Here is a 14,021-nt window from a genome sequence, read left to right on the forward strand (position 1 = left end):
CCCCACCGCGTTCAGCCCCACAGGCCTACAACACCGATCAACGGCTTTGGTAGCCGTTCGATCGCCGCTGGTGTCTTGATCCCTCCGCCAGCGCGCCAGACTGCGCCGTCCGGCTCCCCTCCGGGCGGCGCTTTTTCGTGAGCGCGCACCTAATCATCGTTCGGTTGACGACCGCGACTGGTCCCCGGGCGAAATCTGCTGTAGCCCCAACCTGGAGGTAGGAGCCGTCTTAACCCTTGGCGTTCGACGCTGGGCCAGGAAGGTTCTAAGGGACAGGGAGCGCGTACAGGCGTCATGGCGGCATCCGGCATCGCCGTTCGAGGACCACGTAGCCTGTTGCGGCAGATCCGCGAGGCCATGGCCGGCGCGGGTCCCGCCCAGGGCAAGCTGGACGTGGTGGTGCGCACCATCGCCATCTCGATGGTGGCCGAGGTCTGCTCGATCTATCTGCGCCGCGCCTCGGGTGATCTTGAGCTGTTCGCCACCGAAGGCCTGGCCCGCGAGGCCGTTCACGTCACCCGCCTGAAGCCGGGCGAGGGCCTGGTCGGCGAGACCATGCGCCTGGGCCGGCCGCTGAACCTGTCGGACGCCGCCAGCCACCCGTCGTTCTCATACCGTCCGGAAACCGGCGAAGACCCCTATCACGCCTTCCTGGCCGTGCCGCTGCTGCGCGGCGGGCGCGCGATCGGCGTGCTGGTCGTCCAGAACCGCACCGAGCGCAACTATGATGAGGAGGAGGTCGAGGACCTCCAGATCATCGCCATGGTGCTGGCCGAGATGGTCAGCTCCAGCGAGCTGCTGGGCGCCGACGAACTCAAGGACGTCGAGCTGGCGCCGCACAAGCCCGAGCGCCTGAAGGGCTCGCGCTTCGCCGAAGGCCTGGCCTATGGCGTGGCGGTGCTGCACGAGCAGCCGGTGGCGCCCGAGACCCTGCTGTCCGACGACGCCCTGGCCGAGGAAGCGCGGCTGACCTACGCCATCGAGGCGCTGCAGACCCAGATCGACCAGATGCTGGAAGGCCAGCACGGCCTGGTCGGCGCCTCGTATGAGGTGCTGGAGACCTATCGCCTGTTCGCCCACGACCGGGGCTGGAACCGCTCGCTGCAGGAGGCCGTGCGCTCGGGCCTGACCGCCGAGGCGGCCGTTGAACGTGTGAGGTCGGAGCACCGCGCGCGCCTGGGCCAGGCCCGCGATCCCTATCTGCGCGAGCGGCTGCATGACCTGGAAGACCTGAACGACCGGCTGCTGCGGCACCTGTCGGGCGACGTCCACCATGTGCGCCAGCTGCCCGAGGACGCGATCCTGATCGCCCGGAACCTGGGCCCCGCCGATCTCCTGGAATACGACCGCACCAAGCTGAAGGGCATCCTGCTCGAAGAGGGTAGCGCCGCCAGCCACGCCGGCATCGTGGCCCGCGCGCTCGACATCCCGTGCGTGGGCCGTCTGGTGGGCCTGCGCGACCGGGTCAACGAGGGCGACCCTGTCGTCGTCGACGCCGAGACCCAGGAAGCCTGGCTGCGGCCACGTCCGGACGTGGTCAAGGCGCTGAAGGCCCGGATGGAGGTCCGCGCCCAGCGCAAGGCCGAGTTCGCGCGCCTGCGCGACACCCCGCCGATCACCAAGGACGGCTCCAAGGTCACGCTGTTGATGAACGCGGGCCTCGCCGTCGATCTCGACATCCTGGGCGAGACGGGGGCCGAGGGCATCGGCCTGTTCCGCACCGAGTTCCAGTTCATGGTGGCCGAGGAGCTGCCGCGCCTGGAGGCCCAGACGGCGCTCTACGAAAAGGTGCTGGACGCGGCCAACGGCATGCCGGTGACCTTCCGCACGCTCGACCTCGGCGGCGACAAGCTGCTGCCTTACATGGAGCTGGAGCGCGAGGACAACCCGGCGCTCGGCTGGCGCGCCGTGCGGATGGGCCTGGACCGTCCGGCCCTGCTGCGCATGCAGATCCGCGCCCTGATCAAGGCCGCCAACGGTCGGCCGCTGCGGATCATGTTCCCGCTGGTGGCCAATGTGGACGAGTTCCGCGCCGCCCGTTCGTTCGTCGACCAGGAAGTGGCCTGGGCCCTAAAGCGCGGCCGTCCGGCGCCGGCGCGCCTGGACGTGGGGGCCATGATCGAGGCGCCGTCGTTGCTGTGGCACCTGGACGCTCTGCTGCCGATGACCGACTTCGTCTCGGTCGGCACCAACGACCTGATGCAGTACATGTTCGCGGCCGACCGGGGCAATCCGCGCGTGTCGGATCGCTACGACCCGCTGTCGCCGGCCGCGCTGCGGGCGCTGAAGACCATCCAGCAGGCCTGCGCCGACACCGGCACCCAGGTCTCGGTCTGCGGCGAGATGGCCGGCCGGCCGCTGGAGGCCTTCGCCCTGGTGGCCCTGGGCTTTGATCGACTGTCGATGCCGCCGGCGGGCATCGGGCCGGTCAAGCAGATGGTTTTGTCGTTGGATCGCGAGGCCGCGCGCCGCAATGTCGAGGCCCTGCTGAAGGGCTCTGGCGGATCCTTGCGCGGCGAGATCGAAACCTTGGCGCGCAAGCTCTACGTCGCCGTCTGACAAAAGCTTGGCCGTTAACCAAGTGTCGCGGTTTAGTACATTGAATCCCGCTACTTAGTTTGATATTCACAAACACATATTAAGAACTCCGTATAACCGGGGTGGGGGAGTGCGGCGCGCTTCGCGCGCAGCGCGATTTTCGGGGGCGTTTAGCCGATTATGCCGCTGGATACGGGGAACGTGAGGCGTTTGCACCTCGTCGCCGACGCCGATACGGACGAAGCGCCGATCGCCGTGGGCCAACCCTCGCTGGAGGATGGCGCAGACATTGGTCTGGCGCTGAAGGCCGCCCGCGAGTTTCGCGGGCTGACCACCCAGGACGTCGCCGACGGCACCCGCATCCGCCAGAGCTATATCGAGGCCCTCGAGGACATGCGCCTCGACGACCTGCCCTCGCGGCCCTTCACCATCGGCTATGTCCGCGCCTATGCTGGCCTGCTGGGCCTGGACGCCGAGGCGGCCGTGGCCCGCTTCAAGAACGATGCGCCCGACGAGGGGGCCGAATTGCGCGCCCCGGTCGGCGTGCGGCGCGAGCGTGATCCGCGCCTGGCGCTGATCTTCGCCGGCGGCCTTCTGGTGGTCGGCGCCATCCTGCTGTGGAACGTCGCCCAGCGCGCCATTTCCAAGGACGAGCCCCCGCCGCAGATCGCGCCGGAATCGGCCCAGGTCCGCGTCGCCCACGGCGGGACCGTCGGTCCTGGCGGTTCGGTGTCGCTGGGCGCGCCGCTGCCCGCGCCGGTCGAGTCGACCACGCCCGAACCCTACAAGACCCCCGGCCTCGACGACGCCGCCGCCAACGGCGGTTCGGTTGACGCCGCCTGGCCGCCAAGGCGCGCGCCCAGGCCGAAGCCGCCGCCGGGATCACCGACACCACCAACGCGGTCGTGATCGGCGCGCCCTTCAAGCCCAAGGGCCAGATGCTGGGCGCGAGCGCGGCCGACGCCTCGGGCGTGCTGATCCAGGCCCGCAAGGCCGGCGCCCTGACCGTCCGCCGCGCCGACGGCGGCATCCACATGACCCGCTGGCTGTCGGCCGGCGACGCCTACAGCGCCCCGCGCACGACCGGCCTGATCCTGGACGTGGTCGAGCCGGCCCTGTTCGATGTCTATTACAACGGCCGCCTGACGGGCCGGCTGACCTCGAACCAGACGGCGGTGGCCAGGCTGATTCCGCCCGCGCCCGCGCCGGTGGTGGCGGCCAACCCTTAGGGGCTCCAGACGAGCGCCCCCTCCGTCCCGATGCGTAGCATCGTGACACCTCCCCCGTTTTCCGGGGGAGGAGGCGGCGCCTTCCTCCCTTGCGAAGCGGGGGAGGTGGCCCGGCGCCGGTAGGCGACGAGACGGCGGGGGCGCTTTTGGCGCAAACGCCCTTCTATCCCGACCCAACACCCTCTAAATTAGCGCCATGGCCGCAGACCACACGCACGTCCGTCCCTGGCGCATGATCACGCGCCGGCAATCGCGCAAGATCCGCGTCGGCTCCGTCGAGGTGGGCGGCGATGCGCCGATCTCGGTGCAGTCGATGACCAACACCCTGACCAGCGACGCCGCCGCGACGCTGGAGCAGATCCGCCAGCTGGAGGAGGCCGGCGCCGACATCGTCCGCGTCAGCTGTCCCGACGTGGAGAGCACGGCGGCGTTCAAGACCATCGCCCGCGAGGCCAAGGTCCCGCTCGTGGCCGACATCCACTTCCACTACAAGCGCGGCATCGAGGCGGCCCAGGCCGGCGCGGCGTGCCTGCGGATCAATCCGGGCAATATCGGCAGCCCCGACCGCGTGCGCGACGTGATCCAGGCCGCCCGCGACCACGGCTGCTCGATGCGGATCGGCGTCAACGCCGGCTCGCTGGAGCGCGAACTGCTGGAAAAGTACGGTGAGCCGTGCCCCGACGCGATGGTCGAGAGCGCGCTGAACCACGCCCGCATCCTGCAGGACCACGACTTCCACGAGTTCAAGATCTCGGTGAAGGCGTCTGACCCGTTCATGACCGTGGCCGCCTACTACCAGCTGGCCGAGGCGATCGACTGCCCGCTGCACCTGGGCGTCACCGAGGCCGGCGCCACGCGCACGGGAACGGTCAAGTCCGCGATCGGCATCGGCTCGATGCTGTGGGCCGGCATCGGCGACACCATCCGCGTCTCGCTCGCAGCCGATCCGGTCGAGGAGATCAAGGTCGGCTTCGATATCCTGAAGTCGCTGGGCCTGCGCCACCGGGGCGTCAACATTATCGCCTGCCCGTCGTGCGCGCGGCAGGGCTTCAACGTCATCAAGACGGTCGAGGCCCTGGAAGAGCGTCTGGCCCATATCGCCACGCCCATGTCGCTGTCGATCATCGGCTGCGTGGTCAACGGTCCGGGCGAGGCCCTGATGACCGACATCGGCTTCACCGGCGGCGGCGCCGGGGCGGGCATGGTCTACATGGCCGGCAAGCCCGACCACAAGCAATCCAACGAGGGGATGATCGATCACATCGTCGACCTCGTGGAAAAGAAGGCGGCCGAGATCCAGGCCGCCAAGGCCCAGGGCGAGGCGGTCCAGACCGTCGCCGCCGAATAGGAGAGACGCGATGCGTTCGAGGCTGTGCGGTGTGGTCGTTGTCGCGGCGCTCGCAGCGGCGTCGGGCGCGGTGGCCAATCCGGCCGGCGAGGCCCGTCTGGCCCAGCGGCTGGAAGGCCGCACGGCCGGCAAGCCGGTCGACTGCATCCGCCTGCGCGAGGTGCGCGGCAGCGAGGTCATCGACGGCGTGGCGATCGTCTATGAGATGCCCGGCGGCCGCCTCTTGGTGAACCGCCCGCGCTCGGGCGCCGACTCGCTGCGCCGCGCCGACATCCTGCTGACGCGGACGGTTTCGGGCGAGCTGTGCACGCCCGACCCGGTGGAACTGATCGACTCGCTGTCTCACTTCCCCAGGGGCTTTGTCAGCCTGGGGGCGTTTGTTCCCTACACCAAGCCGGGGCGCTGATCCGCCGTCAGGGCGAGGCCTTAGGCAGCAAGGCCGCGATGCGGGCCTCGCCGGTCAAGGCCTGGCGACGTCCCTGACCGCCTGGACCCTGACCGCCTGGACCCTGAGCGCCTGGACCCTGACCACCTGGCGGGGGCCCGCCGGGACCGGGACCCTCGCCCGGGAAACCCGGCGGCAGGCCGTCAGGCGGGAAGCCGGGCGGCGGCCCGCCGCGCCCCCCAGGACCACCGGGTGGGCCGCCCATCGCGCGAGGCTTGGCGGCGCGGTCGACCACGACGTCGAAGTCGACGCGGAAGCGGTCCAGGCCCTCGGCGACGGCGGCGAAGGTGGCCTCGCCGCCTTGCTGGGCGATGCCGTCATTGCTGTTCAGCGTCTGGCGCAGCCGGTCGCGCTTGTAGTCGGCGGCGTGCAGATACAGGAACTCGTTCAGGGCGTCGGGCAGGAAGACCTGTGAGGTCAGCACGGCGCGGTCGCCCAGCCAGACCTTGTAGTGGATGTGGGTCGTGCGCCCCTCGTACCAGCCCGGATAGACCGTCTTGAACCTCGCCACGCCCCGCGCGTCGGCGGTCTGGACGCCGCGCAGGAAGCGGGCGGCCTTCAGCGCCGCCGGCGGTTCGCGGCCCGGGGCGTCGCTGAAGCCGGAATAGAGACCCTCGGCGTTGCAGTGCCAGACATCGACCCGCGCGCTCGGTAACGGCGCGCCGGTCTCGTCAAAGACATGAAACCGCAGCTCGACCGCGACGCCCGGCAGGCCCTCGCGGATGTCTGCGCGTTCGGGGGCGCCGGCCAGATAGTAGGGGCCCTCGGTGACGGCCGGCGTCAGCTTGGGCGCGGCTTTGGTCTGCGCACCGCCTTCAGAGGCCGCCGAAACGCCGGAGGCGGCCGCGCCGCCGGCCAGGCCCAAGGCCAGCAGGCCACGCCGGTGAAGCTCAGTCATAAGAGGGGTCCCCCAAACTCGTCGATCGGCGAGCAGATGCGGTCCGCGCGTGGCCTTTGCGGGGCGAAGTTTGTTTCGATCTTGAAAGGGCGCGATCCTGGGACTGCGACGCCCGCCGCCGGGCGCCTAATGATATCCCTCTCTCCAGAGAGAGGGATTCGTGAACGTCCGACTCCCACCCCGAGAAGACCATTGGCGCGTCCGCTTTCCGCTGGAGCGCATCAGGTTTAGTCAAACGAACGCGCTCTAACCCGCCACCAGCGCCGCCCGCTCGGCCGCCGTCAGCGGACGCCAGTGGCCTTCGGGCATGTCGCCCAGGTCCAGCGGGCCGACGCGGACGCGGAACAGGTCGACGACCTTCAGGTCCACCAGCTCGCACATCCGGCGGATCTGGCGGTTGCGGCCTTCGCGCAGCACAAAGCGCAGGCGCTGGTCGGAGATCACCTCGACCTCGGCCGGGCGCAGTTCGCGGCCGTCCAGCTCGAGGCCAAAGCGCAGGAGCTCGAGCTTGTCCTCGGTCAACTCGCCGATCACCGCGACGCGGTATTCCTTCTCCAGCTCCGACTGCGGGCCGATCACGGCCTTGGCCACAACGCCGTCCTGCGACAGCAGGAGCAGGCCGCGCGAGTCCTTGTCCAGGCGCCCGATCGGCGGGATCAGGTCGCCAGACTGCGGGATCGCCACGCCGCGCGCGTCGCCCCACAGATTGGCCCGCGTCAGCAGGCGCGCCGCCGGGACCTGGCCGGGGTCGGGCTGGGACGAGACCACGCCGCGCGGCTTGTGAACCAGATAGGTCGGCGTAGCGTCCAGCTTGGCGGTGGCGCGGTCGGCCAGGGTCAGGGTCTGGCCGGGCTGGATCTTGCGGCCCACGTCCTCGACCACCTCGCCGTCGATCGAGACGAGGCCGTCGCTGATCAGCTGCTCGGCCTCGCGGCGCGAGCACACCCCGCTCTGGGCCAGCCACTTGTTGACCCGCTGAGGCTCGGCCTCGTCATAGGTGCGGGTCCAAGCCATCAGCTAAAGCTTTCCTCGAGGCTGGCCAGACGCTCGGCCTGATCCTCGGCGATCAGCGGGTTGATTACGTCGTCGAGGGCGTCGCCCTCCATGATCCGCGCCAGGTTGTAGAGGGTCAGGTTGATGCGGTGGTCGGTCACCCGGCCCTGCGGGAAGTTGTAGGTGCGGATGCGTTCCGAGCGATCGCCGCTGCCGACCTGACTCTTGCGGGCCTCGGAGCGGGCGCTGTCGAGGGCCTCGCGCTGCATGTCGTAGAGACGCGCCTTGAGGTTCTTCATGGCCCGGGCGCGGTTCTGGTGCTGCGACTTTTCCGAGGAGGTCACCACCACGCCGGTCGGCAAGTGGGTGATGCGCACGGCCGAGTCGGTCTTGTTGACGTGCTGACCGCCCGCGCCCGACGAGCGGTAGGTGTCGATCCGCAGGTCGCTTTCCTTGATCTCGATCTCGACGTCCTCGGCCTCGGGCAGCACCGCGACGGTGGCGGCCGAGGTGTGGATGCGGCCCTGGGCTTCGGTGGCCGGCACGCGCTGCACGCGGTGCACGCCGCTTTCGAACTTCAGCCGGCCGAACACGCCTTCGCCGGTGATCGAGGCGACGATTTCCTTGAAGCCGCCCATTTCGCCTTCCGAGATGCTGTCGACCTCGACGCGCCAGCCCTGGGTCTGGGCGTAGCGCTGGTACATGCGGAAGAGGTCGCCCGCGAACAGGGCCGCCTCGTCGCCGCCGGTGCCGGCCCGCACTTCCAGGATGGCCGAGGCGTTCTCGTCCTTGTCCTTGGGCGCCAGCATCAGGGCCAGCTCGCGCTCGAGCACGGGCAGCTTTTCGTCGAGAGCCTGGATCTCGTCGCGGACCATCTCGGCCATCTCGGGATCGGCGGCCATGACGTCCAGCTCGGCGCGTTCGGCCGACAGCTTGGCCAGCCGCTCGACGGCCTCGGCGACCGGGCGCAGCTCGGCGTGCTCCTTGGAGAGCTTGACGATCTCGGCGCCGTCGGTGGCCGCGCCCATGCGCGCCTCCACTTCACGGAAACGGTCGAGAACCTGGTCGAGGCGGGCCTGGGGCAGTCGCAAGGGGAATTTCGCACGGCTGAGAGGGACGGGCGGTCTCTCTAAAGCCTTTCCCCGCCAAAGGGAATGTGGCGCCGACATGCAGCGCACGGCGCGTGGCGCGGGCGTGCGACAAGTTGCCTCAGGGGGTGTTAGGTACAGCTTAGCTTTGGCCTGCCAGAACCGGCATCCTCTCTCTGTCGGTATCGGACTTTCGCGACCATGAAGGGTGTCGAGGCCCGTCTTTCCGCACCCCTGGCGGCCATGGCGCTGCTGACGGTCGGCGTGCTGGTGGCGGTGCTGTTCATGATGGCCGCCCGTGTCGACCGGGACGCCCTGCGCCATGAGCAGGCGCTGGTGGCGCGGGGCATGGACTCCAAGATCGCCGACATCCAACGCGCCGTCTCGCCGCAGGTGCTGTGGGACGATGCGGTCATCAAACTCGATAACCGGTTCGACGCGGGCTGGGCCGAGGAGAACATCGGCGCCTATCTGATGGGCCAGGTCGGGTTCGACATGATCTTCGTGATCGATGGCCAGGATCGTCCGCTGTTCAGCGCCCGGGTCGGGAAGCCGACGACGGCGGCCTATTACGAGCGCCGCGCCCCCAGCTTCGCGCCGCTGATCCGCAAGGTCCGCGCCCTGGAGGTCCGACGCCCGCGTATCACCGGCCCGCGCGTCGACGGCGGCCTTGTCGCCACGCCCGCCCAGGCCAGCGCCGTCGAGTCCATCGATGGCGAGGTCTACATCGTCACCGCCAGCCTGGTGCAGCCCGACTTCGGCAAGGCCCTCCCGCGCCAGGCGCGGGCGCCGGTGGTGGTCACCGCCCTTCGGCTGGACGCGGTGTTCCTGGAGGCGTTCTCCAGCCGTTTCCTGCTGGCCGGTATCCACCTGCACAAGGGCGACGCGCGGCCCGACGCCGACGACGCCCATGTCCCGCTGCGCAATCATGCGGGCCAGGTGGTGGCGACTCTGGACTGGGCGCCGCCCCATCCGGGTCAGCGTCTGCTGCGCAAGGCCGTGGTCCCGATCCTGCTGGTGGTGGGCGGCCTGGCCGTCGTGGCGCTGCTGTTCGCCCGTCGCAGCCGGCGCATCGCCGAGGGGCTGGTCGCCAGCGAGGCGCGCGCCAAGCACATGGCCATGCACGACGCCCTGACCGGCCTGCCCAACCGGGTGCTGTTCGAGGAGCGGCTGCGGCAGGGCGTCGACGGCCTGTCGCGCCGGCGCGGCGCCATGGCGGTGCTGGCCATCGATCTGGACCGCTTCAAGGCGGTGAACGACACCCACGGTCACGCGGCCGGTGACGAACTGATCCAGGTGATCGGGGCCCGTCTGGCCGGCCTGTGCCGCGCCAGCGAAACCCTGGCTCGCCTGGGCGGCGACGAGTTTGGCGTGGTCGCCGCCGAGATCGACCCGCAAGGCGCGGCCGCCCTGGCCGAGCGCCTGGTCGCCGCCCTGGCGGCCCCGGTCGATCTGTCCTGTGGCACGGTGTTTGTCGGCGGTTCGGTCGGCGTGGCGGTCATCACGCCGGACGAGGCCTTTGTCGGCGCGGTCGAGGCCGCCCGGCGGGCCGACGTGGCCATGTATCGCGCCAAGGATCAGGGACGCGGTCGCTACTGCTTCTTCGAGGCCGAGATGGACGCGGCCCTGAAGGCCCGGCGCGGGCTGGAGGCCGACCTGCGCAAGGCGCTGCGTGACGGCGGCGTCTGGGTCGCCTACCAGCCGCAGGTCGACGCGGCGGGCAAGGTGCTGGGCGTCGAGGCCCTGGCCCGCTGGACCCATCCCGAGAAGGGCGCGATCTCGCCGGGCGCCTTCGTGCCCCTGGCCGAGGACTGCGGCCTGATCGACGAGCTGGGCCGGCTGATCATGCGCCGGGCCTTCACCGACAGCCTGCGCTGGAAGGACCTGAAGGTGGCCGTCAACGTTTCGGCCCTGCAGATGCGCCAGGCCGGGTTCCCCGATCTGGTCGCCCAGATCCTGGCCGAAACCGGCGCGCGCGCCGAGAAGATCGAGCTGGAGATCACCGAAGGCGCGCTGCTGGGCGACGACGAGGCGACCCACGACGCCATCAACCGCCTGCGCGAGATGGGTTTCTCGCTGGCGCTGGACGATTTCGGCACCGGCTACAGCTCGCTGAGCTATCTGCGGCGCTATCCGATCGACAAGATCAAGATCGACCGCAGCTTCATCACCCCCCTGGGCGGCGACAAGGAGGCCGGCGCCGTGGTGGCCGCGATCGTTCGCCTGGCCAAGGCCCTGAAGCTGTCGGTCATCGCCGAGGGGGTCGAGACCAACCAGCAGCGCGAGCAACTGCACGAGATCGGCTGCGTCCAGGCCCAGGGCTTCCTGTTCAGCGCGCCGCTGGCCGCCGACGCGATCGACACCATCGTCGACGAGGGCGGCCGCATGCACCTGGCGGCGGTGGCCTGACCGGGGCGCTTTACGCTAACGCCGCCAGAACGACGCCGCCGCCGTCGGGGTCCGGGCCGTCAGGGCGGCCTTGGCCTTGGCGTCGCCCAGCAGCTGCGCTTTCAGGAAGGTGAGGCTGAGGGCCGAGGCCTCGGCGAAGGCGGGATTGTCGGGATGGTGCGCCAGGCCGTGGTCGACGCTCTTGCCGATCCAGGCGTACTTTTCGCCGGCGGGGCTTTCCTCGACCGCCCGCAGGTGGTCGCGCCAGTCGGCGACCATCCCCGGCACCAGGTCCAGCTCGCCCGTCAGCACCATCGTCGGGGTGGTCAGCGTCTGGAAGGTGGCCGGACCCATCAGGCCCTGGATCGTCCCGGGGCTTGAGAAGCACAGTACGGCCTTGGCGTTGGGATCGCGGGCCGGGATCATGCCCTCCAGAGCGCCGCCGCGCATCAGCGACATCAGCGAACCGTACGAGTGGCCCGCATAGGCCAGCGGCAGGCCCGGCGCGGCGCTGGCCGCCCAGCCGGCCGCCGCCCCGACATCGGCGATCCTGAGCGCGAAGGACGAACGCAGATTGTACGCGGTCTTGCGGGGGTGCTTCTGGGAGTCGACGTGCAGCGGGGCCACCACCAGGAAGCCGGCCTGGCGCCAGCCCTCCAGCAGCGTCGCATAGGCCTCCGCCGATCCGCCCGCGCCGTGCGAGAACACGACCACGCCCTTGGGCGCGGCGGGCCGCAGGACGCTGAGCTCCAGCGCGCGGTCGCCGACGGTGATCGTGACGGGGGAGGCCGCAGCGCGGGCCAGGGTCGGCGTGATCGCCAGGGCCAGGGCGCCGGTCAGCAGGCCGCGGCGATGAAGAAGGCGTTCGGTCACGGGGCTCTCTCAACTGTGGTCAGCCCACGGTTGAACGCTTCGGCCGCGCTGTCCAGCCGTCTCAGCTTTTGAGGTCGACGCTCACCAGCACGAGCGGACGGACCGCCACATGGTCTGGCGAAGGCGGGGCGCCGCTCATCACCATCGGAACCAGCGACGCCACCAGCAGCAGGGCCATGGTCACGTTGAAGGTCCGCAGCACCGCCGGGCGGTCCAGGAACGGCCGCAGGCCCTGGCCAAAGCCGGCCCAGGCGGCGCTGCACGGCGCGCCCACCAGCATGAAGGTCCCGGCCAGCAGCGGCACGATCGTCCAGCCGGCGTTCTCGGGGGCGTAGGTGGTCACCGCGCCCAGCGCCATGGCCCAGGCCTTGGGGTTCACCCACTGGAACGCGGCGGCCTGCAGGAAGGTCATCGGCTTGCCCAGCGCGCGGTCGGTGACCGCGCTGGAGGTCGCGATCTTCCAGGCCAGCCACAGCATGTAGGCCGCCCCGACCCATTTGAGGATCTCGTGCAGCACCGGATAGGTCCGGAACACGCCGCCCAGGCCCAGCCCCATGGCGAGCACCATGAAGCCCAGGCCCCCGCTGATCCCCAGGATGTGCAGCACCGTGCGGCGGAAGCCGAAGTTCGCGCCCGAGGCCAGCAGCATCATGTTGTTGGGGCCGGGCGTGCCCGCCGTGGCGAAGCAGAACACGACATAGGCCAGCATCAGTTCCGGCGTCATTCGGGCCTCCTTGTCTCGGAGTATGGGCTTGAATGTCACCGTGATGATTTCGATTGTATCCAGAGTCAAAGATCATATTGTTACTGTGACAATATAGGACCGTTCCGTGCTCCCGACCTGGACGCCCACCATTCCCGCCGGCGAGGCGCCGCTCTACGAACGGCTGGTGGCGGCCCTGCGCGCCGACATCGCCTCCGGGGCGCTCAGCCCTGGCGTGCGCCTGCCGCCGCAGCGGGACCTGGCCTATCGTCTCGGCGTGGGCCTGGGCACCGTCACCCGCGCCTATGTCGAGGCCGAGAAGGCGGGCCTGGTCAGCGCCCATGTCGGTCGGGGCAGCTTCGTCAACGCGCCCGCCGAGCATCGCCCCTATGAGCGGGAAGGGCCGATCAACCTGGCCCAGAACATCGCGCCGGCGGCGGCCGCCGCCTCACGCATCGCCGAAGCCCTGGCGCGCCTGCGCCGCCGCGCCGATCTCTCCGAACACCTGGCCTACGCCCCGCCGGCGGGGCACGAGGCCCAGCGGCGGGCGGGTGCGGCCTGGCTGGCCCGTACCAGCAGCTATCAGGGCGTCGACTGGCGACGGCTGATCTGCTGCGCCGGCGCCCAGCAGGGCCTGGCGGTGGCGCTGAACACGGTGCTGCGGCCCGGCGACGTGCTGCTGACCGAGGCCCTGGCCTATCATGGCCTCAAGGCCCTGACCCGCTACAACGGCTGGCGCACGCGCGGCCTGCCGATGGACGCCGAGGGCCTGCGCCCCGACGCCCTGGAGGCGGCGGTGGTCGCCACCGGCGCGCGGGTGCTGGCGATCCTGCCCACCCTCCAGAACCCCACCGGCCGGATCATGAGCCGCGCCCGCCGCGACGCCATCGTCGAGATCGCCCGCCGCCATGACCTGACGTTCGTCGAGGACGACATCTACGGGGCCTATGCGCAGGACGCGCCGCCGCCGTTCGCGGTGCTGGCGCCGGAGCGGACCTTCCACGTCTCGGGCGTGTCCAAGACCCTGGCCCCGGGCCTGCGCGCCGGGTTCCTGGTGGCCCCCGCCGCCGAGACCTTCGAGCGCGCGGTCGAGGCGCTCCGCATCGTCGCCTACGCCCCGCCGGCCTTCGGCGGGCTGATCGCCACCCAGTGGATCGAGGACGGCTCGGCCGACGCCATCCTGGCCGAGACGCGCGACGAGGGGCGGGCGCGTCTGGCCCTGGCCCGCGAGATCCTGGGCGACGCCGTCGAGGCGCCGCACTCGCCGATGGCCCCGCACATCTGGCTGCCGATGAGCGAGCTCGAGGCCGAACGCCTGGCCGGCCGCGCCCTGCGCGGCGGCGCCGAGGTCACCGCCCCCGACGCGCCGGTCGTCGAACCCGGCCACGAAAGCGGCGTCCGCATCTGCCTGGGCGCAGTGGCCGATCGCGAGACCCTGCGCCGAGGCCTGGAGATCGTGGCGGGCGCCCTGTCGAGCGAGGTCGGGGAGCGGTCGCGGGCGGTGATCTAGGGGGGGGC

Annotated in this window: 10 protein-coding genes and 1 pseudogene; 6 read left to right on the forward strand and 5 right to left on the reverse strand. The window is 70.5% G+C overall.

The genetic code is table 11. The features are described from left to right. The first annotated feature begins 294 nt into the window (after positions 1-294). The 4 genes and pseudogenes from ptsP to OVA11_RS07305 all read left to right on the forward strand — a co-directional run bounded on the left by ptsP (position 295) and on the right by OVA11_RS07305 (position 5,521). Positions 295-2,559, forward strand: a complete 2,265-nt coding sequence (ptsP, locus tag OVA11_RS07290) for a phosphoenolpyruvate--protein phosphotransferase (RefSeq protein ID WP_010918734.1) — start codon at positions 295-297, stop codon at positions 2,557-2,559. 159 nt (positions 2,560-2,718) lie between these two features. After that, positions 2,719-3,767 (forward strand): annotated as a pseudogene (locus tag OVA11_RS07295) (helix-turn-helix domain-containing protein). Positions 3,768-3,963: 196 nt separating this feature from the next. Next, a complete protein-coding gene (gene ispG / locus OVA11_RS07300; RefSeq protein WP_268066825.1) occupies positions 3,964-5,115 on the forward strand; it encodes a flavodoxin-dependent (E)-4-hydroxy-3-methylbut-2-enyl-diphosphate synthase in 1,152 nt (383 codons plus the stop codon). Between the two features lie 10 nt (positions 5,116-5,125). Further along, positions 5,126-5,521, forward strand: a complete 396-nt coding sequence (locus OVA11_RS07305) for a hypothetical protein (protein WP_268066826.1) — start codon at positions 5,126-5,128, stop codon at positions 5,519-5,521. A 7-nt stretch (positions 5,522-5,528) separates the two neighbouring features. On the opposite strand, the gene OVA11_RS07310 is transcribed toward OVA11_RS07305, so the two are convergent. The 3 genes from OVA11_RS07310 to prfA all read right to left on the reverse strand — a co-directional run bounded on the left by OVA11_RS07310 (position 5,529) and on the right by prfA (position 8,542). Further along, on the reverse strand, positions 5,529-6,458 hold the full coding sequence (locus OVA11_RS07310) for an intradiol ring-cleavage dioxygenase (RefSeq protein WP_268066827.1): 930 nt from the start codon (positions 6,456-6,458) through the stop codon (positions 5,529-5,531). A 246-nt stretch (positions 6,459-6,704) separates the two neighbouring features. Continuing rightward, a complete protein-coding gene (locus OVA11_RS07315; protein WP_268066828.1) occupies positions 6,705-7,472 on the reverse strand; it encodes a pseudouridine synthase in 768 nt (255 codons plus the stop codon). After that, positions 7,472-8,542 (reverse strand): peptide chain release factor 1, encoded by a 1,071-nt coding sequence (gene prfA, locus OVA11_RS07320; RefSeq protein WP_268066829.1) that lies wholly within the window; start codon positions 8,540-8,542, stop codon positions 7,472-7,474. The genes OVA11_RS07315 and prfA overlap by 1 nt, the downstream gene beginning before the upstream one ends. Positions 8,543-8,740: 198 nt before the next feature. Here prfA and OVA11_RS07325 point away from each other — a divergent pair, with 198 nt between their 5' ends. After that, positions 8,741-10,948 (forward strand): putative bifunctional diguanylate cyclase/phosphodiesterase, encoded by a 2,208-nt coding sequence (locus tag OVA11_RS07325; RefSeq protein WP_268066830.1) that lies wholly within the window; start codon positions 8,741-8,743, stop codon positions 10,946-10,948. Positions 10,949-10,963: 15 nt separating this feature from the next. Here OVA11_RS07325 and OVA11_RS07330 read toward each other — a convergent pair whose 3' ends face one another. Together OVA11_RS07330 and OVA11_RS07335 are read right to left on the reverse strand one after the other, a co-directional pair. Beyond that, positions 10,964-11,800: a serine aminopeptidase domain-containing protein gene (locus tag OVA11_RS07330; RefSeq protein ID WP_268066831.1), complete on the reverse strand. Its 837-nt coding sequence runs from the start codon at positions 11,798-11,800 to the stop codon at positions 10,964-10,966. A 61-nt stretch (positions 11,801-11,861) separates the two neighbouring features. Beyond that, positions 11,862-12,524, reverse strand: coding sequence for a LysE family translocator (locus OVA11_RS07335; RefSeq protein ID WP_268066832.1), 663 nt, complete (start codon positions 12,522-12,524; stop codon positions 11,862-11,864). Between the two features lie 106 nt (positions 12,525-12,630). Here OVA11_RS07335 and OVA11_RS07340 point away from each other — a divergent pair, with 106 nt between their 5' ends. Then, a complete protein-coding gene (locus tag OVA11_RS07340; RefSeq protein ID WP_268066833.1) occupies positions 12,631-14,013 on the forward strand; it encodes an aminotransferase-like domain-containing protein in 1,383 nt (460 codons plus the stop codon). Positions 14,014-14,021 lie beyond the last annotated feature (8 nt).

Source organism: Caulobacter sp. SL161, assembly GCF_026672375.1.
In the GTDB taxonomy this organism is placed as follows: Bacteria; Pseudomonadota; Alphaproteobacteria; order Caulobacterales; family Caulobacteraceae; genus Caulobacter.

Excerpts from the sequence above, each read along its gene's own strand:
- OVA11_RS07305 (WP_268066826.1), top strand. The coding sequence starts at position 5,126 with ATGCGTTCGAGGCTGTGCGGTGTGGTCGTTGTCGCGGCGCTCGCAGCG.
- OVA11_RS07335 (WP_268066832.1), bottom strand. The coding sequence starts at position 12,524 with ATGACGCCGGAACTGATGCTGGCCTATGTCGTGTTCTGCTTCGCCACG.
- OVA11_RS07315 (WP_268066828.1), bottom strand. The coding sequence starts at position 7,472 with ATGGCTTGGACCCGCACCTATGACGAGGCCGAGCCTCAGCGGGTCAAC.
- OVA11_RS07310 (WP_268066827.1), bottom strand. The coding sequence starts at position 6,458 with ATGACTGAGCTTCACCGGCGTGGCCTGCTGGCCTTGGGCCTGGCCGGC.
- ptsP (WP_010918734.1), top strand. The coding sequence starts at position 295 with ATGGCGGCATCCGGCATCGCCGTTCGAGGACCACGTAGCCTGTTGCGG.
- OVA11_RS07325 (WP_268066830.1), top strand. The coding sequence starts at position 8,741 with ATGAAGGGTGTCGAGGCCCGTCTTTCCGCACCCCTGGCGGCCATGGCG.
- ispG (WP_268066825.1), top strand. The coding sequence starts at position 3,964 with ATGGCCGCAGACCACACGCACGTCCGTCCCTGGCGCATGATCACGCGC.